The following is a 20107-nucleotide window of genomic DNA, read 5'->3' on the forward strand; positions in this document are numbered from 1 at the left end:
GCGACCCAAAAGGGCTGTGTCCAGCATCGCCTCGTAATCCGCGTCATCGAGATAGGCCAGGCCCGGTTCGGGGCCGGTATCCTCGACCGCCCGGTGGCAGCGCGCCACCAGCTCAGGCGTCAGCGACATTCTTCTTGGCGGCATATTACGCGGCGTCCCACTGCGGCGAGAAATCGTAATCGCAGATCCGGATGTTGGCCTTTGATAGCGCCGAGATCGCCGCCATTTCGGCGTCCGACAGGGCGAAATCGAAAATAGCGAAATTTTCCGCCAGGCGCGCAAGCCGGTTGGTGCGCGGGATCGCGACGACGCCTTCCTGCTGGACATGCCAGCGCAGGACGATCTGGCCCGGAGTCTTGGAGTGACGCGCCGCCGCGTCGGTCACGGCTTTCTCTTCGAACAGCGGGCCGCCCCTGGACAGCGGACAATAAGACACCAGGGCCATCCCGGCCTTACGGCAAGCGTCCAGAACCTTTGTCTGGTCGAGGTAGGGATGGTGCTCGACCTGGTTGGCGACGAGCGGCGCATCCGACAGCGCGATCGCCTGAGAGAGCAGGGTGGTGGTGAAATTGGAGACGCCGATATGCCTAGTGAGCCCCCCGGCCTTCACGCCGTTCAGCGCCTTGATCGAGCTTTCGAGAGGAATTTGCGGGTTCGGCCAATGGATCAGCAGCAGGTCGACCTGGTCGAGTCCGAGCCGCTTGAGGCTCGATTCGGCCGAGCGCTCGAGATCGCCGGGCGCAATGTCGGTCCACCACACCTTGGTGGTGACGAAAACGTCGTTCCTTGCGATACCGGACGCCCGCAATCCGGAGCCGACCGCCGCCTCGTTTTCGTACGAAGCCGCGGTATCGACGTGACGGTAGCCGATGGACAGCGCTTCCGTCACCAACTTCGCGCAGTCATCGCCCTTGAGCGTCCATGTGCCGAGTCCGAGCGCGGGAATTGCCGCTCCATTGGCGTTCACATTGTGCATGGGAAATTCTCCAGTTCTTACCGGCCGCACATCCGTGATAACGGTTGCGTCACTCCGCTCCAATAACACGCGCCGCATGCATCCTGAACAATCCAAACCCATTGAAGCGCCCATCAGGCGCATAGAAGCCCTCGACGTGGCGCGCGGCACGGCTCTCGCCGCCATGGCAATCTATCATTTCGCCTGGGATCTGGAATTCTTCGGCTATGCCCCGACCGGTATGACGGCAGCAGGCGGCTGGAAGCTGTTCGCGCGCTGCATCGCGTCGAGCTTCCTGTTCCTTGTCGGCGTCAGCCTGTTTCTCGCTCATGGCCGCGGCATACGCTGGCCCGGCTTCGGGCGGCGGCTGGCCATGGTCGCCGGCGCAGCGGCTGCCATCTCGCTGGTCACCTGGCTGGCAGTGCCCGGCGGCTTCATCTTCTTCGGCATATTGCACCAGATCGCGCTGGCGAGCCTGCTCGGCCTCGCCTTCCTGCGCCTGCCCTGGTGGGCGACGCTCATCGCCGCCGCCGCGGTGATCGCCGCGCCAAACTTTCTGCGCTCGGAATTCTTCGACCATCCGGCATGGTGGTGGACCGGCCTGTTGCCGGCGAACCCGCGCTCCAACGACTATGTGCCGGTGTTTCCATGGTTCGGCGCGGTGCTGATCGGGCTGGCCTCGGCAAAATTGGCCTCATCGCAGGGGCTTCTTGCGAAGCTTGCCGCTGTCGACACGGGTCGATGGTCGCTGCCCCTCACCTTTGCCGGCCGGCACAGCCTCGCCGTCTATCTCATCCATCAGCCGGTTCTGATCGCCGGCCTGTGGCTGTTTGCGCAAGCCTTTCCGGCGCCGGTCGAAACGCCGGAGGTGCAGTTCCGCGCTTCCTGCGAGGCGACATGCGAGGAGAGCCGCGACGCGGAGTTCTGCACGCGCTATTGTGTCTGCATGCTGGACGCACTCGAACCTGACGGTTTGCTGAACAGGCTCTTTGCGGGCGACCAGAGCGCCGAACTGCGCTCGAAAATCGAAACGTTCGCCGGCCAGTGCACCATTGAGACCGACAATTCCATTCTCGAGGGAGGCGCGCCATGACCGATATCCAGAACAGCCCGAACCGGCTGCCGTGGCCGCCGATTATCTACCTTGCGGCCATCGCGATCAGCATAGCGCTCGGCCTGCTCTTTCCGCTGCCATGGATTTCGGCGCCTCTCTCCGACATCTTGTTCGCCGCCGGCTGGCTCCTCGTCGCGGCGATGGTCGCCCTCGACTTTTCGGCGATGCGAACAATGGCCCGCGCCAAGACCACCATCATGCCGAACAGGGCTTCCGAGCATCTCGTGACGACCGGAGCGTTCTCCTTCACCCGCAACCCGATCTATCTCGGCAACACGCTGCTGATGATCGGCGTCGGGCTGATAACCGGCATCGTCTGGTTCCTGCCGCTGGCCATCGCGGCGGCCTTCGCCACGCAGAAACTCGCCATCGAGCGTGAGGAGAGGCATCTCGAGGCGCGGTTCGGAAAAAGGTACCGCGACTATGCGAAGCGGGTCCGGCGCTGGATATGATGGCAGTCCGTCCGGGCGGGAGCTACGGGATCGCGTAGACCATCACTTCGCGCTCTATGCCGCGCAGTGATGTGCCCTGCGACACAGGGGTCAGTTCCTTCGTGTGCAGGAGGTCTGCCGCCTTGGCATCGTTCACGACCGACCCCGTGGCGAAGATCGACTGTGAGTTGGCAAGACCCTGGACGCGCGACGCGATGTTGACCGTCTGTCCGAAATAATCCTGGCGCTCATTCATCGTCACCGCGATGCAAGGCCCTTCATGGACGCCAATCTTCAAAAGGAGGTCCGCACGACCGCTTCTGGCATTCATGTCGCGCATGGCCTCGCGCATCCTGAGCGCCGCGGCAACCGCGCGGTCGGGCGTCGGAAAGGTCGCCATCACCGCATCGCCGATCGTCTTCACGACGGCGCCCGCTTCCGCCGCGACGATCTCGTTCAGAACGCGGAAATGTTCTCTGACGAGATCGAACGCCACCAGATCGCCGACCCGCTCGTAAAGCTCGGTCGAGCCGCGCAGATCCGTGAACAGGAAGGTCAGGCTGGTGATCTTGAGGCGCTGGTCCACGGTCAGCGTATCGGTCCGATAGAGGTCGCGAAAGGTCTGGTTTGTCAACAGCCGCTTGGCCGTAACGAACGGCCGGCGCTTGCCAAGCAATCCGTGGAGGACATCGCCTGCGATACAGATGGTAGGCAAGGTCCGTCTGTCGGTCCGGTTCTCGAATGCTATGCGCAGCGGCCCCGGGCGCATTTCCAGCGTCTGGCTGTGGACGTGATCCTTGTCGAACGTCAGCGAAAGGTTTTGCCGCTCGCGCGTCGGTTCGCCTTTCACGTCGATGAACTGCGCCGAATGCGTCACAGGTTCGAAGACGATGATGAATTCCGGGGGAAGCTGGATTGACACGATCGCCTTCTCACCCGGAGGCAATTCAATGTCCTCAAGCACAAAACCTTCGACCGCCTCGTCGAAGCTTTCTTCCGGAAGGTCCACCCCCGAGCCCCAGTAGATCTGGCGGAAATACTCGGCAAGCGGCAACTCGTCGGGATCGTGCGCGGCTATCTTGCGGACCCGCGGACTGACGGTGAAGGTCACCTCCACCATTTCGTCGAGCGTCGGCGAATAACCGTCCGCGCAGAGTGCGCAGACATATTCGTCCTTGAGCACGGTCTTCAGCGAAGTGTTGGCGTCTAGCACACCGCCGCAGCCGGGACAGAGCACGTTCCAGGACAGATCGAAAAGGCCGATCCTGGAGGCGTGAAGGAAAGCCGAGACCGTCTTTTCTTCATCCAGCGCCTGCTTGTCTGCGAAGGCCAGCGCGTTGATCCGGCACAGGCCGCGGTCGGGTCCGCGCTCCAATGCGGCCTCGATGGCGTCGACGGCCGCGGCATCGGCTGCTTCGCGCAGGATCGACAGTAAATTCCCGGTTTCGCTCATCTCACCCTCTCAGGGCTGGAGCACTTTTCTTGACCGCCGACACATCACGGCGAGGCGGCCCGCACGCCGACTAAGCGGTTCCAATCCTACACCGCCCCTGCCCGGCCTGTCACGTTTCTCACGTGTTGACGCCCAGTTCGGCCAGCCGCTCGACGCAGGCTTCCTCGGCATGGTCGAGTTCGGCCAGCGTTTCCTCGAGGTCCCGGCGCTTCTGGCGCAGATCGTTCCGCTTTTCCTCGATGCGCTTGATCATCAGCTTGAGCTGGCCGACTTCACCTGGCGGCTCCTTATAGATCTGAATGATCTCGCGGATTTCACTGATCGAGAAGCCGAGCCGCTTGCCGCGCATGATCTGCCTGATCAGATGCCGGTCAGTGGGGCGGAACAGGCGGGTGCGGCCGCGCCGCACCGGCTGGATCAGTCCCTCATCCTCGTAGAAGCGGAGCGTGCGCGTCGAAACGTCGAACTCGCGGGTCAGTTCGGTGATCGAATAATATTCCCGCATTGTCGCTCCCGAGGGCGGTTTGCCCGATTCCCGGCCAAACCCTCGCATGGCGTTTACGTAAAAGTCAATTCTGATGCCCGTGGGCGCTCATGCGGCGGGATAGCCGAGATGCAGCCACCAGGCGGCGAGCCCGAGGAAGGCGAAGAAGCCGATCACGTCGGTAACCATGGTGGTGAAGATCGACGACGAGATCGCCGGATCGGCGCCCAGCCTGTCGAGGAAGAGCGGTATCAGTATGCCGCCGAGCGCCGCCGCCAGCATGTTGATGATCATCGCGGCAGCGATGACGAAGCCGAGGTCAACGTTCTGGAACCAGAAGCCGGCGACCAGGCCGATGATCGCGGCTATGACCACGCCGTTGAGCAGCCCGACCATCACCTCGCGACGGATGACGCGCCCGGCATTGTAGATGTCGAGGTCGCGAGTCGCCAGCGCACGCACGGTAACGGTCATGGTCTGGGTGCCGGCATTGCCTCCGAGCGAGGCGACGATCGGCATCAGCGCGGCCAGCGCCACCATCTCCTCGATGGTCGCGCCGAACATGCTGATGACCGAGGCGGAGAGGAAGGCGGTGACGAGATTGACCAGCAGCCAGGGTACGCGCGAACGCGACGTGTCGATGACCGTATCGGAAAGCTCCTCGTCGCCGACGCCGCCCATGCGCAGGAGATCCTCTTCCGCTTCCTGCTGGATCACGTCGACGACGTCGTCGATGGTCAGCACGCCGACCAGCCGCTCGTTCTCGTCCACGACGGCGGCGGACAAAAGATCGTACTGCTCGAATTCGCGCGCCGCCTCTTCCTGGTCCATGCTGGCCGGGATAGCGTGGCGCGTCTCGTGCATCACCTCCTCGACCTTGACCGAGCGCTTGGAGCGCAGGATCTTGTCGAGGTCGACCGCCCCCAGCAGCTTGAAGGTCGGGTCGATCACGAAGATCTGGCTGAATCGGTCGGGCAGGTTTTGGTCGTCGCGCATGTAGTCGATGGTCTGGCCGACGGTCCAGAACGGCGGCACTGCGACGAACTCGGTCTGCATGCGCCGGCCAGCCGATTCTTCCGGATAATCCAGCGAGCGCCGCAGCCTGATGCGCTCGGTGAACGGCAATTGCGCAAGGATCTCGTTCTGGTCCGCTTCGTCCAGATCCTCGAGGATGTAGACCGCGTCGTCGGAATCGAGTTCCTGGACAGCCTGTGCGATCTGCGCGTTGGGCAAGGCATCGACGATTTCGAGGCGTATAGCCTCGTCGACTTCCGTCAGCGCCGAAAAATCGAAGTCCGCGCCGAGGAGTTCGACCAGTGCGCGGCGCTGCTCGGGCAGCAGCGCTTCTAGCAGGTCGCCGAGTTCGGACTGGTGAAGTCGGCCGACATCCTGCTTGAGCGTCAGCGTGTCGCGATCGGCGATGGCCGCGCCGATATGGGCAAGGAACGATGCACGGATGACGCCATCCTCGCCGTAAATATCGGCGTGGGCAGGCTCATGGGCATCGGCGCCCGGCTTCGGATCGTCCTGGCTTTCCAAATGCGCCTCGCTCCAAGTCGGGAAAGGATTGCAGGGCAGCTTTAGCGCGCAAGGCGACGGAATATCAAACGAAATACGGCCGCGCGGATCGGAAGCGTGCAAACTCGGACGGCAGGCGAACTGGAGCTTCCGTCCAGTCCGGAAGAGGAATAGACTGGCAACCAACAAGCTGCTGATGCGTTGAACCGGCCAGCCTTCAAAGGGCTGGAACCCGCGGGGATCAGGATCATGGACAGACTGCAGTTCATCATGCCGGTGCGGATCGTGACGGAGGCTGGCCGGCCAGTAACCGAAATCTACGATGTCGAGGAAGCGCTTACATTTCTCCAGAATTGGTCGGGCGCACCGGAAAGCCCGATCTATCAACGCGCACTGAACTCCTGTTTCGCAGCCACCATCGACCAGGAATCTGCCGACGATGCCCGCAAGGCATTTATGGCGCTGGCCCGGGTCTCCGGAATCCTGGCCAGGGACATGTCTGTTCCGGCCGGCGTTCTGGAATCCGAGACCCTTCCCAAACCGCCCGGGGCGTGAGGGTATCGGTCATAGGCTAACCCGACGCGGATCAATTGGATTTGGATGCCGGCTGTTGCCGCCGCTCCTTTGGCGGTCGGTCGAGCTTCATCGGAAGGTGCCGTGTTGAAACCATTTCCACGGCGAGCAGTTCCAGCGCGTCGTCGGATAGAGTGGTCTCGACGTTCTGGCGAATTTCGTCGACCAGCCACGTAATCGAAACCGGCGAAACCTTGGAATGGCCGTCCAGCATACGGCCAATCTCGAATACCACGTCGGCTTCTATGTCGTGCGGCAGTTCCCGCATGCATTGCCTCGCAAAATGATTTCCAAGCGTTGGGCGAAATACCCTCCAACCCGTATAGATGGAAAATTCCTCAGCAAGGGCAAGCAGAACCGCCTTCTCCGGCTCGCGGACCGCTCGGAGTCGTTGCCCCTCTATATACCGGAAGACAGGCGAGCTTGACTTGCAACCTCATGATGGTGCTCCCTGAGCGTGCGGGTTCGATCGAGGGCCGCGGTGATCGCCAGTCGTTGACGCCAGCGGGCGTTAAACGGACAGCGTTTCAGGTCGGCGTGTCCTCCCGCGCGACCTGAAAGCTCGAAAGGGAGGTTCACCACCATGAAGCTTCGTCGCACATTCCTTGCCTTTGCCGCAGGCGCCATGCTGGCCGCCGGCCCGGCGCAGGCCGTCGACATGGCGATCGTGTCGGGCGATACCGGCAATGGCCTGCAGGTTCTTCGGGAGATACTCGACCAGTTTGAGGAGAACACCGGCAACAAGGTCACCATCGTTCCGATGCCGACCTCGACCACGGATCAGTTCGGCCAGTACAGGCTCTGGCTCGCCGCCCAGAACACCGATATCGACGTCTATCAGACGGACGTCATCTGGGCTCCGCAGCTCGCCAACCAGCTCGTCGACCTGACCGAGGCTACCAGGGATGTGGTGGGCGCCCATTTCCCGTCGATCATCGAGTCGCAGACAGTCGATGGCAGACTGGTCGCCCTGCCGGTGTTCACCGATGCGCCGGCGCTCTATTACCGCAAGGACCTCCTCGACAAATACGGCGCCAAGGTCCCGACCACCTGGGCGGAACTGACCGAGACCGCCAAGCTCGTCATGGACAAGGAGCGTGAGGCCGGCCACACGGACATGTGGGGCTTCGTCTTCCAGGGCAATGCCTATGAGGGGCTGACCTGCAACGCGCTCGAATGGGTGAAGTCGAACGGCGGTGGCCAGATCATCGAGCCGGACGGCACGATCTCCATCAACAACCCGCAAGCAGCCGCGGCCGTCGAAATGGCCAAGGGCTGGGTGGGAACAATCTCGCCCCCCGGGGTCCTGGCCTACCAGGAGGAAGAGGCGCGCGGCGTCTGGCAGACCGGTAACTCAGTCTTCATGCGCAATTGGCCTTACGCCTATTCGCTTAGCAATGGCGAAGACTCGGCCGTCAAAGGCAAGTTCGACGTGACCACACTGCCGGCGGGATCCGGTGAAGGCGCCCGCTCGGCCGCAACCCTCGGCGGCTGGAACCTCGCGGTCTCCAAATACTCGAATAATCCGGAAGCGGCGATCGAGCTGGTCAAGTGGATCGCCTCGCCCGAAATGCAGAAGTACCGCACCCTGAGGACGTCGAATTTGCCGACCATTCAGACGCTTTACGACGATGCCGACGTCGCCAGGGAGCAGCCGATCGTTCCGCGCTGGAAAGATGTCTTCCTCAACGCGGTGCCGCGTCCCTCGGCCCCGGTCAAGATCAAGTACAATGAGGTATCGAGCCAGTTCTGGACCGCTGTCCACAAGACGATGTCCGGCGAGGGCACGGCCGCCGACAACCTTGCAGAACTCGAGATCTCCCTGACCAAGCTCAAGGGTGCAGGCTGGTAGTTTCACCGCGCCGGCGGATCGCCCCTTGCAATGGCTGTCCGCCACCTAGGTGAGTGAATTTAGCAGGTGCGCCATGGCACAAGCCGGACTGACGCTTGAAATCGCTGTGCCGTCTGCCCGCCGCTCGCAACTGATGCGCCAGCGCGCGCGCTCGGCCTGGCTGTTCCTCGCCCCGATGCTGGTCGTGCTCGCCGCCGTCGCCGGCTGGCCGCTGATGCGCACGATCTACTTCAGCTTCACCGACGCTTCGCTCGCCGATCTCGAGGCCGCCCGGTGGATCGGCTTCGCCAATTATTTCTCGGTCCTGCAACTGCCAAGCGGCCGGGACATCTATGATGGCCTGCTCGTCGATCCCGTCTGGTGGCGCGCAGTCTGGAACACGGTGCGCTTCACGGTGATCTCGGTCACCTGCGAGACGATCCTCGGCACGATCGTCGCGCTGGTGCTCAACACCGAGTTTCGTGGCCGCGGCATAGTGCGCGCCGCCATCCTCGTTCCCTGGGCGATCCCGACGATCGTCTCAGCGAAAATGTGGCAGTGGATGCTCAACGATCAGTTCGGAATCCTCAACGACATCCTTCTTAGGCTCGGCCTGATCAGTACGAAGATCGCCTGGACTGCCAGCGCCGACACTGCGATGATCGCCGTGCTCATTGTCGATATCTGGAAGACGACGCCCTTCATGGCGCTGCTCATTCTCGCCGCCCTTCAGATGATCCCGACCGAAATCCACGAGGTGGCCAAGCTCGACGGCGCCAACCCGTGGCAGGTTTTCTGGAAGGTGACCCTGCCGCTCATTCGGCCGGCGCTGATGGTGGCGGTGATCTTCCGCGGCCTCGACGCCTTTCGCATCTTCGACCTGATTTACGTGCTCACGCCGAATAATGTGCAGACCAAGTCCATGTCGGTGTTCGCCCGCGAGAACCTGTTCGAGTTCGACAAATTCGCCTACGGCTCGGCCGCTTCGACCCTGCTCTTCATCATCCTCGGCTCGCTGACCATCCTCTTCATGTGGGTGGGCCGGGTAAAGCTGGGCGGAGGCCGCTGATCATGTGGATCGTCAGGCGAGCGGCCTTCTATCTTCTTGTCGCGGCAATCGTCGTCATTGCCGTCTTCCCGTTCTACTACGCCATCATCACCAGCCTGAAATCGGGCACGGCGCTGTTCCAGGTCGACTACTGGCCGAAGACGTTCAGCCTCAGCAATTATGTGACCGTTTTCACCGTGGGAACGTTCCCGCGCAACCTTCTGAATTCGCTCTTCGTCTCGGCCGCCGTTGTCGCCATCTCGCTGTTTCTCGGGGTCACCGCCGCCTACGCGCTTGCGCGCATCCGCTTCCGCGGTCGCTCGCTTCTACTCGTTACGATCCTGTCCGTTTCGATGTTCCCGCCATTGGCCGTGCTTGCAGGCCTTTTCGAGCTGATCCGGGCCTTGGGCCTCTACAACTCGCTCTTCGCGCTGATCTTCTCCTACATGATCTTCACGTTGCCGTTCACCGTCTGGGTTCTCACCACCTTCGTGCGCGACCTGCCGATCGAGATCGAGGAGGCGGCAATCATCGACGGCGCGACGCCCTGGATCATCATCACGCGCGTTTTCCTGCCGTTGATGGGACCGGCGCTGGTGACCACCGGGCTTCTCGCCTTCATCGGCGCGTGGAACGAGTTCCTTTTCGCCCTCACCTTCACCTCCAACAACGAGCAGCGTACCGTGCCGGTGGCAATCGCGCTCCTCTCCGGCAACTCCCAGTTCGAAACTCCGTGGGGCATTATCATGGCCGCCTCGGTGATCGTCACCGTGCCGCTGGTCATTCTCGTCCTCGTCTTCCAGCGCAGAATCGTCCCCGGCCTCACCGCGGGCGGGGTCAAGGGATAAGGCGATGAAAGCGGTGGCTGCTCCGCCCGGCTTCCCGCGCTATGGCGAAAGCTGCAATTAATTGACTGAGCTTACCATGACGTCTCTGTCGTCCAGGATCGAAACCCAGCGCCCCGTGTATCGGGCTGACTGGCGTTTCATGAACCGATATCCCGTCTGCGTCCAAAGCTTTACGTCGTCGTTCAAATTGTCGAGAATTAGGTCGCCGTCGCCCGTCCTGACGGTCAGCACGGCATGTCCTTCGCCGTCTTTCTGCCTGACAACGGTAATCAGCAGGTTCGAAAGCGAAATGCCGTGCGTGTGGAGCATTTTCCGTTTGAGCAACACGTAGTCCTCGCAATCGCCTGTGCCGTCGTCAGGAAACGTCCAGAATTCCTTTTTGCTGTATGCTTTGTCGTCGCTCAGAGCCTTTATCGATCTATTGACGGCCGTGTTGACGTTCCCGAACAATGCCCACATCGCGTCGGACATTTGCACCGGATCGCGTCGATCGGACCAGATCCTGCATTCCGAACTCATCCGTTGGCAGAATTCGTAATGGCCGATCGGCTGCGAGGTCTTCCTGCCAATCAGCATCATTCCCGGCACATCATTATCAGCCGTTGCCTGCCCTGCCGACATTCCGGCCACTGCAAAAGCCGCAAGAATCCCGGCACGAACCCATATTCGCGTTGTAAAGAAGCCCATTACCCGCCCAAGTCACGTGTTTTTTCATTCGTTTACCATCCGTTAACGACCTTTGGGAAGTCCGGGCAAATAACGGATTCGTGAATTTGAACGTGACCGAGGCGTTAGAGGCACAAGCGGAACCGATCGGCAGATTTGAACGTTCGGCCTTCGAGGCGGAATTGTGCGGTAGAAGGCATGATCTTCTCACTCTCCTCCAAGAGACAATTCAGCTCGACATCCCGCCGACGAATATGGGGAGCAACGTGATGGCCCAGGCGCCGAAGCCCGCTGCGAAGGCGAAGAGCCCGGCTCGTGCGGCGAAAGCGACTGCAGCCAGGAAAACAACCACCGGCAGATCGAGAAACACCAGCCGGACCGAGGCGAGTTCCGGCCGTCCCGTCTATCTGGTCGACGGCGTGCGGACTCCTTTCCTCCGTGCTCGCAACAAGCCGGGGCCGTTCACGCCGGTCGATCTGGCGGTCCAATGCGGCCGGCCGCTTCTCACGCGCCAGCCCTTTTTTCCGAATGAATTCGACACCGTGATCCTCGGCTGCGTCAATGTCATCGCCGACGAGATGAACCCCGCGCGCGTGGCCACACTCAGGCTCGGCATGGGCGCGGCAATGACGGCCTTCACCGTCCAGATCAACTGCGGATCCGGCATGCAGTCCATCGATACCGCCTTCCGGACGATCGAAGCCGGCAAGGCCGATCTCATTCTCGCCGGCGGAGCGGAAGCGCTGTCCCACGCACCCCTGGTGCTTCGCCAGCAGGCGGTCGAATGGTTCGGCCGCTTCGCGACGGCGAAGACTGCCTGGAAAAAAACCGCCGCGCTCGCGGACTTGCGGCCGGAGATGGCAAAGCCGGTGATCGGGCTCGAACGCGGACTCACCGATCCACTGACCGAACTGAATATGGGCCAGACGGCGGAAGTAATCGGCCACCTCTTCGGAATCACGCGCAAAACCGCCGACGCCTACGCCCTGGAAAGCCATCAGCGTCTGGCGCGCGCGCAGAATAACGGCTTTCTCGACGGCGAGGTCATCCCGATGGTCGCCCGCGACGGCACGCTCTACGACCATGACGACGGAGTGCGGCCGGACACGTCGATGGACAAGCTCGCGAATCTGAGCCCGGTTTTCGAAAAGCCTTACGGCAACGTCACCGCCGGCAACTCCTCCCAGATCACCGACGGGGCGTGTTGGACCGTCCTCGCTTCGGAAGAGGCGATGAAAAAGTACAAGCTTGAGCCCCTCGCCCGCATTGTCGACAGCGAATGGTCGGCGCTCGATCCCTCGATCATGGGGCTTGCCCCGACATTGTGTTCGACTGAGATCATGAAACGCCGGGATCTCTCCCGCGAGGACATCGATCTTTGGGAACTCAACGAAGCCTTCGCCGCTCAGGTGCTCGCCTGCCTCGCCGCATGGGAGGACGCGGAATATTGCCGCGACGTGCTCGGCCTCGACGGCGTCTTCGGGCGCATCGACCGTGACCGGCTCAACGTGGACGGAGGGGCGATCAGCCTCGGCCATCCCGTCGGCACAAGCGGAAACCGCCTCGTGCTTCACCTCGTCAACGCCATGCGCCGGCTCGGGCTCAAGCGCGGCATAGCCACCGAATGCATCGGCGGCGGACAAGGCGGCGCAATGCTTCTGGAGGTTGCATGATGCCGGTCACAACAAAAGCCTCCGTCTGGAAAACGCTCGCGCCCCGCAATATGGAACTGGGACCTCAGGACGCTCCGGAGGCTTTCACGCACTCGCGGCTGAGCAAGGGATCGGACGATATCGCCTGGCTTGTGCTCGACAGAGCCGACGAAAGCACGAACACCCTGTCGGAGGCTGTCCTGGCCGAACTCGATACGGTGCTTGGGAATGTCGAGGGCATGGGCGCCAAGGGCCTTGTCATCCGCTCGGCCAAGAAGGGCGGCTTCATCGCCGGTGCGGACATTCGCGACTTCAAAGGCGTGACCGAGGCGGGCGAGGTCGAGACGCGCATGAAGCGGGCGCACGAGATCGTCGACCGGCTGGCGGCGCTCAAACTCCCGACGGTGGCAGTCATCCACGGGCATTGCCTCGGCGGTGGGCTCGAAATCGCGCTGGCCTGCAAATACCGCATCGCCATCGATGGTGCGAAGCTGGGTTTTCCCGAGATCAGGCTTGGCCTGCATCCTGGACTCGGCGGGACATTCCGGCTGACGGCGCTGATCGATCCCGTCGAGGCGATGACGATGATGCTGACCGGCAAAACCGTGCACGCAAAGAAGGCCAAGGCGCTCGGTCTCGTCGACGCTGTCGTCGAGGAGCGCCACGTTGAAAACGCCGTGCGAGCGGCAGTGGCCGGCAAGATGAAGACGGATCGCGGCAACTGGAAATCGGGTGTGTTCGGCCTCTCGCCGGCACGCCAGTTCGCCGCCCGCCAGATGCGGGCCGAGGCCGAGAAACACGCGCCGAGGAAACAGTATCCGGCGCCCTACCGCCTCATCGATCTCTGGGAGGAGCATGGCGGCGACGCCAAGGCAATGCAGAAGGCCGAGATCACCTCGTTTTCGGAACTGCTCGCCAGCGAAACCGCGCAGAACCTCGTTCGTGTCTTCTTCCTGCGCGAGAAGCTGAAGAGCTCCGCCAAGGGCGAAAGCGGCATCCGGCATGTTCACGTCATCGGCTCGGGCACGATGGGCGGCGATATCGCTGCCTGGTGCGCCTCGCACGGACTGCGTGTCACGCTTGCCGACCTCGACCGCAACGCAATCGCCAAGGCAATTGGCCGCGCCGCGGAGTTCTACGACAAGAAGCTTCAATCAGGCATCGACCGGCGCGACGCACTCGACCGCCTGATGCCCGATTTCGACGGCTCGGGCGTCGCCAAAGCGGATCTCGTCATCGAGGCGGTTGCGGAGAAGGCGGACGTCAAGCGCAAGGTGTTTGACGGGATCGCACCGAAAATGAAGAAGGACGCGATTCTGGCCACCAACACGTCGAGCATTCCGCTTGAGGTGCTGCGCGAGGGCCTGGCTTTTCCGGACCGGCTGGTTGGCCTGCATTTCTTCAATCCGGTCGCCAAGATGGAGCTTGTCGAGGTCGTCGCGCACGATAAAGCGAGCCGAACGACGCTCGACAGGGCGTACGCCTTCTGCGGCGCGATCGAGCGGCTGCCGGCCGCCGTGAAAAGCGCGCCCGGCTTCCTCGTCAACCGCGCCTTGACGCCGTATCTGAGCGAGGCCTTCGTCATGCTTGACGAGGGAACGCCCAAGGAGACTATCGACCAAGCGGCGGAGGATTTCGGCATGCCCATGGGGCCGATCGAACTAGCCGATCGCGTCGGGCTCGACATCGGCCTGGAGGTCGTCCGGATGCTTAAGGACAAGCTCGACGACCCGGCCCCGGACATTCCGGCATGGCTCGAAAAGAAGGTCGAAAGCAGCGAGACCGGCCGAAAGGCGGGCAAGGGCCTCTACGCCTATGACGACAAGGGAAAGCCGAAAAAAGCGCCCGACACGCCAGCGCCCGGTCCAGAAATGTCGGACCGTCTTGTCCTGCCCATGCTCAACACCTGCGTGCGCTGCCTGCGCGAGGGCATCGTCGAGGACGAAGACTCGCTCGACGGCGCTATGATCTTTGCGACCGGTTTCGCGCCGTTCCGCGGCGGGCCGATGCACTATGCGCGCAGCCGCGGCGTGGCGGACATTGTGGAGACTCTGAAGCGGCTCGAACAGAAGCACGGACCCCGTTTTGCCCCCGACAAGGGCTGGGAGGCCTTGGGCGGAGAAACGTGACGGGCAAGCCGGACCAGCACCAACAGGCCGAAAGCGTCGCCGACCGGATCATCGAGCGCCTTGGCGGGCGCATCGTGCTCGCGCTTCCGCTCGGGCTCGGCAAGGCCAATCTCGTCGCCAACGCGCTGTTCGAGCGGGCGGCCGAGGACAGGTCGATCGATCTCGAGATATTCACGGCACTGACGCTGGAGAAGCCTTCCTGGTCGAGTGACATGGAACGCCGCTTTATCGAACCGCTGAACGAGCGGTTATATTCGGGCTACCCGGGTCTCGCCTACGCTATGGCGCTGCGCGACGGCTCGCTGCCCGAAAATGTCCGCGTCAGCGAGTTCTTCTTCGTCGCCGGGCGCTGGCTCTCGATCGAGGTCGCCCAACAGAACTATGTCTCGGCCAATTACACGCATGCCGGCCGCTATGTGCTCGACCGCGGCATAAACGTGGTCGCACAGCTTGTGGCAAAGCGCGGCGATGGCGCCGACGCAAAGTACAGCCTGTCCTGCAATTCCGACATTACGCTCGACATTCTGCCGGTACTGAAGGCCCGGGGCGAGCCGGCCCTTCTGGTGGGCGAAGTGAGCTCGCAATTGCCCTTCATGCCCGGCGAGGCGGCGCTGCCGGCCAGCGAGTTCGATCTGGTTCTCGACGGACCCGAGCGCGATCGGCCGCTCTTCGTCGTGCCGAGGGAACCGGTGTCGGCCGCCGATTACGCCATCGGCATCCATGCGGCAAGTCTGGTGAGGGACGGCGGAACGCTGCAGATCGGCATCGGCTCGCTGGGCGACGCGCTGACGGCCGGCCTGATCCTGCGGCAGCGACAGCCCGAGCTATTTGCCGACGCGCTGCATCGCCTCTCTCCAGGCAATCAGACCATAAAGCGGGAGACGGAAGGCTTCGAAACCGGCCTCTACGCCGCCAGCGAAATGTTTGTCGACGGCTTTGCGGACCTTTATCGGGAAGGCATCCTGAAGCGCCGTGCCTCCGATGGGGCCATCCTCCATTCCGGTTTCTTTGTCGGCAGCAATGCGTTGTACGATTTTCTCCGCGACCTGCCCGAGGAGGAGCGTGCGCTCTTCCGGATGCGCGGCATTTCCTTCGTCAACGAACTCTATGGCGAGGAGGAAAGAAAGCGCGCCGATCGGGTGCATGCGCGTTTCGTCAACAATGCAATGATGGTCACGCTGCTGGGAGCAACGGTGTCGGACGCGCTTGCCGATGGCCGCGTCGTCTCCGGCGTCGGCGGGCAATACAATTTCGTCGCCCAGGCTTTCGCGCTCGAAGGCGCGCGCTCAATCATCACGCTCAACGCGACGCGCCGGGCGCGCGGGCGCCGTGAATCGCGCCTCGTCTGGTCCTACGGTCACACGACGCTGCCGCGGCATCTGCGCGATGTCGTCGTGACCGAATACGGCGTTGCCGATCTGCGCGGCAAATCCGATCGCGACTGCGTCGCCGCCATGCTGGCAATCGCAGATTCGTCCTTTCAGGACGAGCTGCTCGACGCGGCGAAATCCGCCGGCAAGATCGAGAAGGACTACGCCATTCCGCAAGACTTCCGCCGCAACACGCCGGAACGAATAGCCGAAGCGCTTGCTCCGCTGCGCAAGGAAGGCTGGTGCGCCGAGTTTCCATTTGCCTCGGAGTTTACGGAAGAGGAACAGCGCTTGATTCCGGCGCTGCGGCATCTGAAGCACGCAAGTGCATCCAGACTATCGCTTGCGCGTGTGGTCCTTGCGTCCTTGGCCGAAGGTAGGCCCGATGACGAGGAGCGCGCGGCGCTGGAGAGAATGCAACTGGCAGCGCCCGCAGGTTTGCGCGAACGGCTCTATGCAAAACTGCTTACTTGGGCGCTCAGGCACGGCGATTAATTGCCCTAATCCGGAGCGATCCAGCACCGCGGGCGCCGACGCATTTTGATTGCAAAAGCGATCTCACGCCGCCCGCATCTATTCGGCAGCCTCCGAGCGCGTGGAGCGCTTGTTGCGCGCCGCCTTTTTCCGCTGGTGCTGCGCCGCAATCGGCGATACCTCTTCCATGGGAAAGGCGTCCACCGCCACCACGCGATCCACCGCCGCCTTGGCTTCGGCAAGCTGCTCGAACTCCGCCGCGCTGATGACGCCCCTGTCGCGAGCGTCTTTCGGATCCCGCGCATGTTCCTCGCGCATCTTCTTTTCGATATGCGCCGCGGCAGTGACGAGCCTGAAAGCCTGCTCGAGATCTTTCAGCGGGTGCTCCTTGTGACCTTCGCCGAGATAGACATCCGGCGTCAGCCGATCACGCTGTGGCGAATCTTTCATCAGTGTTTCAGCCACCTCGTTCGTCAGTTCGTCGGACGGCATCGGGGCGGGAATGCCCACGGGAAAGGCGAGCAGCCTGACAAGAAAAGCCGCCCAGCGCGCCGGCAGATTGTCGAGCACGCCGGCAAAGGCGGCCGCGATGCGGCCCTGGCCCTGGCCCATCACATAGTCGACGATCGGCCGGTCTTCCTCATGCCGCCCCTCTGTCTCGAAGCGCTTCAGAACCGCGCCGAGCAGGTAGAGTTCCGATAGGATGTCGCCCAGCCTGGCCGAGATCATCTCCTTGCGTTTGAGCGCGCCGCCAAGCGTCAGCAGCGCGAAATCGGAGAGCAGCGCAAAGGCCGCGGCATGCCGCGAGAGCTGTTTCCAGTAGCCGGGCATCGCCGCGCCGTCCGGAACCGGCCCGATGCGCCCGCCCGACCAGCCGCGCACGAGGGCCCGCCCAGCGGTGGCGAATGCATGACCGGCGTGGCGCCATACTGCCTGATCGAATGCGTCCAGGCTCTTCTTCTCGTCCTTGTCGGCCAGCGCCAGCATTTCCTTCAGCATGTAGGGATGCGAGCGGACCGCGCCCTGCCCGAAGATCATCAGGTTGCGCGTGAGGATATTGGCGCCCTCGACCGTGATGCCGATCGGCGCCGACCTGTATTGGCTGCCGATATAATTCTTCGGGCCGTCGATGATCGACTTGCCGCCATGAATGTCCATCGCCTTCTCGATGGATTCGCGCATGCGTTCGGTGGCGTGGAATTTCATGATGGCCGAAATCACCGACGGCCTGTGCCCCTCGTCGAGGGCGGCGGTGGTGAGCCGCCTGGCTGCGTCGATCAGGTAAATATTGGCGGCAAGGTCGGCGAGCGGCTTGCGAATGCCCTCGAACATGCCGATCGGAACGTCGAACTGGGTCCTGACCCGCGCGTAGGCTCCTGTGGCGCGCGCACATATGGCGGCCGACGCCGCCGACTGCGAGGGCAGCGAAATGCCGCGGCCTGCGGCAAGCGCGGTCATCAGCATCTTCCAACCTTCGCCGATCTGCTTCTCGCCGCCCAGAATCCGGTCGAGCGGCACGAACACGTCCTTCCCGTAAAGCGGACCGTTCTGGAAATGGGTGAATTGCGGGACGTGCCGCTCGCCATAAGTGATACCCGGCGTCGATATCGGCAGCAGCGCAACCGTGATGCCGAGTTCTTCTCCACGACCCAGATGATTTTTCGGATCGTACATCTTGAACGCGAGGCCCATGACGGTGGCGATCGGGCCGAGCGTGATGTAGCGCTTGTGGAAGTTGAGCCTGACGCCCAGAACCTTCTCGCCCTCCCACTCGCCATGCTCGACAATGCCGGTGTCGGCCATCGCCGCCGCATCCGAGCCGGCATCCGGCGACGTGAGAGCGAAACAGGGAATCTCGCGCCCGTCGGCGAGCCTGGGCAACCAGTAGTCCCGCTGCTCGTCAGTGCCGAAATGCATCAGCAATTCGCCGGGGCCGAGCGAGTTCGGAACCATCACCGTCACGCCGGCCACCACGCTGCAGGAGGATACGGTGCGGACGACTTCCGAATGCGCGGTGTTGGAAAAACCGAGGCCGCCATACTTCTTCGGGATGATCATGCCGAAGAATTTCTTCTCCCGCAGGAAGCCCCAGACCTCACGGGGCAGGTCGCGGTCCTCCCAGTTTATCTTCCAGTCGTCGACCATGGCGCAGAGTTCGCGCACCGGCCCATCCATGAAGGCCTGCTCCTCCGCGGACAGCCTGGCGGGCTGCATGGCGAGAAGCTTGTTCCAGTCGGGATTGCCGGTGAAAAGCTCGCCGTCCCACCACACCGTGCCCGCATCGATCGCGTCGCGCTCGGTCTCGGAGATCGGCGGCACGATGCGCGAGGCCCATTTGAAGACAGGCCTGGTGACGGTGTCGCGGCGGAAAGTACGCAGGCTCATGGAAAACGCCTCCCGTTCCTCATGCCATCAGGCTGGAATGCCGCGCACCGCGATCGGTTCCGGCCGGCTGCCTGGCATTCGGGACGCATCCGCTTGTAGTGGCGCAAATGGCCCGATTGTGGCCGGCACGGCTCTATCGTCCGGTCTCTCCCGATGCGATTTACCCGCCAGCCTCGATTTCGGAGGTTTGAAGACGAAAGGAGATGCGCTCTTGGATTCATCCAGAACGATCGATCTTGCCAACTTCGACGCAATGTCGGGGCGCGTGGTGAGCAATTTATCCGCCGGCTGAGCGGCATCAGGAGAACATTGCTGTACCGGCGGTACTGTTTCCGCCCGGCAAACCCCAAGCGACGGCAGTGGCTAGGCCCAGTGCCGTCCTGCTATTCATTTGTAATTTCAGCGGTTTCCGCTTTGGCGGAGCTACCGGACCACAAGCCTTCTAGTGCACCGGCGGCCCGTGTGGATAAAACACGGCCCTTCCGAACCGGCCGCAACCCAGCGGCGCGTACCGCTCAACCATAATCAGCAAACGATAGTCATTGTCGGAGTGCCGGCTGCAAATAGCCGCGATTAGGCACCGTAAGGCCCGGCCGATCTACTCAACAACAACGGCGGTCCATCTGCGACTGCCGCAAGGAGAACTTCCATGGCATTTCTTCGCTTCGATGGCGCACTGGCGCCGGTCAATCTTGCAAACCAGACTTTCGTCAGTTTCGAGCAAAGCCTGACGACCCAGGACAACTTCTGGCGCTTTTCCAATGATGACGGACACCAGGTCGAAGTCACCGGCGAAGGTTTCGACTTCGATCAGGACAATCGCCCGATCAACGGCATCGTCCGCGAGGTGCGCCTCGAACCCAACGGCATTTCCGGAGATGTCGTCATTTCCGGACTTGCGGTCAGTCCCAACACGCTGGACGACAATCCCCAGACGTTCTGGGACGCGGTGCTTGCCGGCAACGACGTGATCAACGTCCAGGGCCTCGACACATCGATCGTCGGCGGCCTCGGCCGCTCTCTGGTGTTCGGCGACAGCCTTGAATCGCGTCGCAGTCAGGATGCAAACATCGTCACCGACCGCGGCGGCAATGATGTGTTCATAACCGGTGACGGATCCTACACGCTGATCGGCGACGCGCATATTGTCGATGGCGACGAGCGGCTGGAGGTCAT

Annotated in this window: 17 protein-coding genes; 10 read left to right on the forward strand and 7 right to left on the reverse strand. The window is 62.5% G+C overall.

Features of this window, described 5'->3' with window-relative positions; translation table 11 throughout:
- Positions 1–145: 145 nt before the first annotated feature.
- On the reverse strand, positions 146–976 hold the full coding sequence (locus tag MAXJ12_RS13225; RefSeq protein WP_008836392.1) for an aldo/keto reductase: 831 nt from the start codon (positions 974–976) through the stop codon (positions 146–148).
- A gap of 76 nt (positions 977–1052) precedes the next feature.
- On the opposite strand from MAXJ12_RS13225, the gene MAXJ12_RS13230 reads away from it, so the two are divergent.
- Together MAXJ12_RS13230 and MAXJ12_RS13235 are read left to right on the forward strand one after the other, a co-directional pair.
- The gene (locus tag MAXJ12_RS13230; RefSeq protein ID WP_008836393.1) at positions 1053–2048 is read left to right on the forward strand and encodes a heparan-alpha-glucosaminide N-acetyltransferase; all 996 of its coding nucleotides are present in this window, start codon (positions 1053–1055) and stop codon (positions 2046–2048) included.
- Positions 2045–2521 carry a methyltransferase family protein gene (locus MAXJ12_RS13235; protein WP_008836394.1) on the forward strand — a complete coding sequence of 159 codons (477 nt, stop codon included), beginning with the start codon at positions 2045–2047 and terminating at the stop codon, positions 2519–2521. The genes MAXJ12_RS13230 and MAXJ12_RS13235 overlap by 4 nt, the downstream gene beginning before the upstream one ends.
- Positions 2522–2543: 22 nt before the next feature.
- On the opposite strand, the gene MAXJ12_RS13240 is transcribed toward MAXJ12_RS13235, so the two are convergent.
- From MAXJ12_RS13240 to mgtE, 3 genes are all read right to left on the reverse strand, one after another.
- On the reverse strand, positions 2544–3953 hold the full coding sequence (locus MAXJ12_RS13240) for an adenylate/guanylate cyclase domain-containing protein (protein WP_008836395.1): 1410 nt from the start codon (positions 3951–3953) through the stop codon (positions 2544–2546).
- Positions 3954–4071: 118 nt separating this feature from the next.
- A complete protein-coding gene (locus MAXJ12_RS13245) occupies positions 4072–4458 on the reverse strand; it encodes a MerR family transcriptional regulator (protein ID WP_008836396.1) in 387 nt (128 codons plus the stop codon).
- 87 nt (positions 4459–4545) lie between these two features.
- The gene (gene mgtE / locus MAXJ12_RS13250) at positions 4546–5976 is read right to left on the reverse strand and encodes a magnesium transporter (protein WP_008836397.1); all 1431 of its coding nucleotides are present in this window, start codon (positions 5974–5976) and stop codon (positions 4546–4548) included.
- Positions 5977–6204: 228 nt separating this feature from the next.
- Here mgtE and MAXJ12_RS13255 point away from each other — a divergent pair, with 228 nt between their 5' ends.
- Positions 6205–6510, forward strand: coding sequence for a DUF982 domain-containing protein (locus MAXJ12_RS13255; RefSeq protein WP_008836398.1), 306 nt, complete (start codon positions 6205–6207; stop codon positions 6508–6510).
- Between the two features lie 31 nt (positions 6511–6541).
- On the opposite strand, the gene MAXJ12_RS13260 is transcribed toward MAXJ12_RS13255, so the two are convergent.
- A complete protein-coding gene (locus MAXJ12_RS13260; protein WP_008836399.1) occupies positions 6542–6796 on the reverse strand; it encodes a hypothetical protein in 255 nt (84 codons plus the stop codon).
- 315 nt (positions 6797–7111) lie between these two features.
- On the opposite strand from MAXJ12_RS13260, the gene MAXJ12_RS13265 reads away from it, so the two are divergent.
- The 3 genes from MAXJ12_RS13265 (at position 7112) to MAXJ12_RS13275 (ending at position 10255) form a co-directional block, all read left to right on the forward strand.
- Complete coding sequence (locus MAXJ12_RS13265; RefSeq protein ID WP_008836400.1) at positions 7112–8380, forward strand: ABC transporter substrate-binding protein; 1269 nt, start codon at positions 7112–7114, stop codon at positions 8378–8380.
- A gap of 73 nt (positions 8381–8453) precedes the next feature.
- Complete coding sequence (locus tag MAXJ12_RS13270) at positions 8454–9428, forward strand: carbohydrate ABC transporter permease (protein WP_008836401.1); 975 nt, start codon at positions 8454–8456, stop codon at positions 9426–9428.
- 2 nt (positions 9429–9430) lie between these two features.
- Positions 9431–10255 (forward strand): carbohydrate ABC transporter permease, encoded by an 825-nt coding sequence (locus MAXJ12_RS13275; protein ID WP_008836402.1) that lies wholly within the window; start codon positions 9431–9433, stop codon positions 10253–10255.
- Between the two features lie 57 nt (positions 10256–10312).
- On the opposite strand, the gene MAXJ12_RS13280 is transcribed toward MAXJ12_RS13275, so the two are convergent.
- Positions 10313–10942, reverse strand: a complete 630-nt coding sequence (locus MAXJ12_RS13280; protein ID WP_008836403.1) for a transglutaminase-like cysteine peptidase — start codon at positions 10940–10942, stop codon at positions 10313–10315.
- A 248-nt stretch (positions 10943–11190) separates the two neighbouring features.
- Here MAXJ12_RS13280 and MAXJ12_RS13285 point away from each other — a divergent pair, with 248 nt between their 5' ends.
- Genes MAXJ12_RS13285 through MAXJ12_RS13295 form a run of 3 tightly spaced genes read left to right on the forward strand, consistent with a single transcriptional unit; the run spans position 11191 to position 16567 of the window.
- Complete coding sequence (locus MAXJ12_RS13285; RefSeq protein ID WP_008836405.1) at positions 11191–12594, forward strand: acetyl-CoA C-acetyltransferase; 1404 nt, start codon at positions 11191–11193, stop codon at positions 12592–12594.
- A complete protein-coding gene (locus tag MAXJ12_RS13290; protein WP_008836406.1) occupies positions 12594–14702 on the forward strand; it encodes a 3-hydroxyacyl-CoA dehydrogenase NAD-binding domain-containing protein in 2109 nt (702 codons plus the stop codon). Before MAXJ12_RS13285 ends, MAXJ12_RS13290 begins: the two co-directional genes overlap by 1 nt.
- Complete coding sequence (locus MAXJ12_RS13295) at positions 14699–16567, forward strand: acetyl-CoA hydrolase/transferase C-terminal domain-containing protein (RefSeq protein WP_008836407.1); 1869 nt, start codon at positions 14699–14701, stop codon at positions 16565–16567. The genes MAXJ12_RS13290 and MAXJ12_RS13295 overlap by 4 nt, the downstream gene beginning before the upstream one ends.
- Positions 16568–16645: 78 nt before the next feature.
- On the opposite strand, the gene MAXJ12_RS13300 is transcribed toward MAXJ12_RS13295, so the two are convergent.
- On the reverse strand, positions 16646–18931 hold the full coding sequence (locus MAXJ12_RS13300) for an acyl-CoA dehydrogenase (protein WP_008836408.1): 2286 nt from the start codon (positions 18929–18931) through the stop codon (positions 16646–16648).
- Between the two features lie 649 nt (positions 18932–19580).
- On the opposite strand from MAXJ12_RS13300, the gene MAXJ12_RS13305 reads away from it, so the two are divergent.
- Positions 19581–20107 (forward strand): hypothetical protein (locus MAXJ12_RS13305; protein WP_008836409.1); only part of this gene is annotated, 527 nt, incomplete at its 3' end.

The organism is Mesorhizobium alhagi CCNWXJ12-2, assembly GCF_000236565.1.
In the GTDB taxonomy this organism is placed as follows: Bacteria; Pseudomonadota; Alphaproteobacteria; order Rhizobiales; family Rhizobiaceae; genus Allomesorhizobium; species Allomesorhizobium alhagi.

What these genes read in the sequence shown, in the direction of transcription:
- MAXJ12_RS13225 (WP_008836392.1), bottom strand. Translation starts at nt 976, where the DNA reads ATGCACAATGTGAACGCCAATGGAGCGGCAATTCCCGCGCTCGGACTC.
- MAXJ12_RS13230 (WP_008836393.1), top strand. Translation starts at nt 1,053, where the DNA reads ATGCATCCTGAACAATCCAAACCCATTGAAGCGCCCATCAGGCGCATA.
- MAXJ12_RS13235 (WP_008836394.1), top strand. Translation starts at nt 2,045, where the DNA reads ATGACCGATATCCAGAACAGCCCGAACCGGCTGCCGTGGCCGCCGATT.
- MAXJ12_RS13240 (WP_008836395.1), bottom strand. Translation starts at nt 3,953, where the DNA reads ATGAGCGAAACCGGGAATTTACTGTCGATCCTGCGCGAAGCAGCCGAT.
- MAXJ12_RS13245 (WP_008836396.1), bottom strand. Translation starts at nt 4,458, where the DNA reads ATGCGGGAATATTATTCGATCACCGAACTGACCCGCGAGTTCGACGTT.
- MAXJ12_RS13255 (WP_008836398.1), top strand. Translation starts at nt 6,205, where the DNA reads ATGGACAGACTGCAGTTCATCATGCCGGTGCGGATCGTGACGGAGGCT.
- MAXJ12_RS13260 (WP_008836399.1), bottom strand. Translation starts at nt 6,796, where the DNA reads ATGCGGGAACTGCCGCACGACATAGAAGCCGACGTGGTATTCGAGATT.
- MAXJ12_RS13265 (WP_008836400.1), top strand. Translation starts at nt 7,112, where the DNA reads ATGAAGCTTCGTCGCACATTCCTTGCCTTTGCCGCAGGCGCCATGCTG.
- MAXJ12_RS13270 (WP_008836401.1), top strand. Translation starts at nt 8,454, where the DNA reads ATGGCACAAGCCGGACTGACGCTTGAAATCGCTGTGCCGTCTGCCCGC.
- MAXJ12_RS13275 (WP_008836402.1), top strand. Translation starts at nt 9,431, where the DNA reads ATGTGGATCGTCAGGCGAGCGGCCTTCTATCTTCTTGTCGCGGCAATC.
- MAXJ12_RS13280 (WP_008836403.1), bottom strand. Translation starts at nt 10,942, where the DNA reads ATGGGCTTCTTTACAACGCGAATATGGGTTCGTGCCGGGATTCTTGCG.
- MAXJ12_RS13285 (WP_008836405.1), top strand. Translation starts at nt 11,191, where the DNA reads ATGGCCCAGGCGCCGAAGCCCGCTGCGAAGGCGAAGAGCCCGGCTCGT.
- MAXJ12_RS13290 (WP_008836406.1), top strand. Translation starts at nt 12,594, where the DNA reads ATGCCGGTCACAACAAAAGCCTCCGTCTGGAAAACGCTCGCGCCCCGC.
- MAXJ12_RS13300 (WP_008836408.1), bottom strand. Translation starts at nt 18,931, where the DNA reads ATGAGCCTGCGTACTTTCCGCCGCGACACCGTCACCAGGCCTGTCTTC.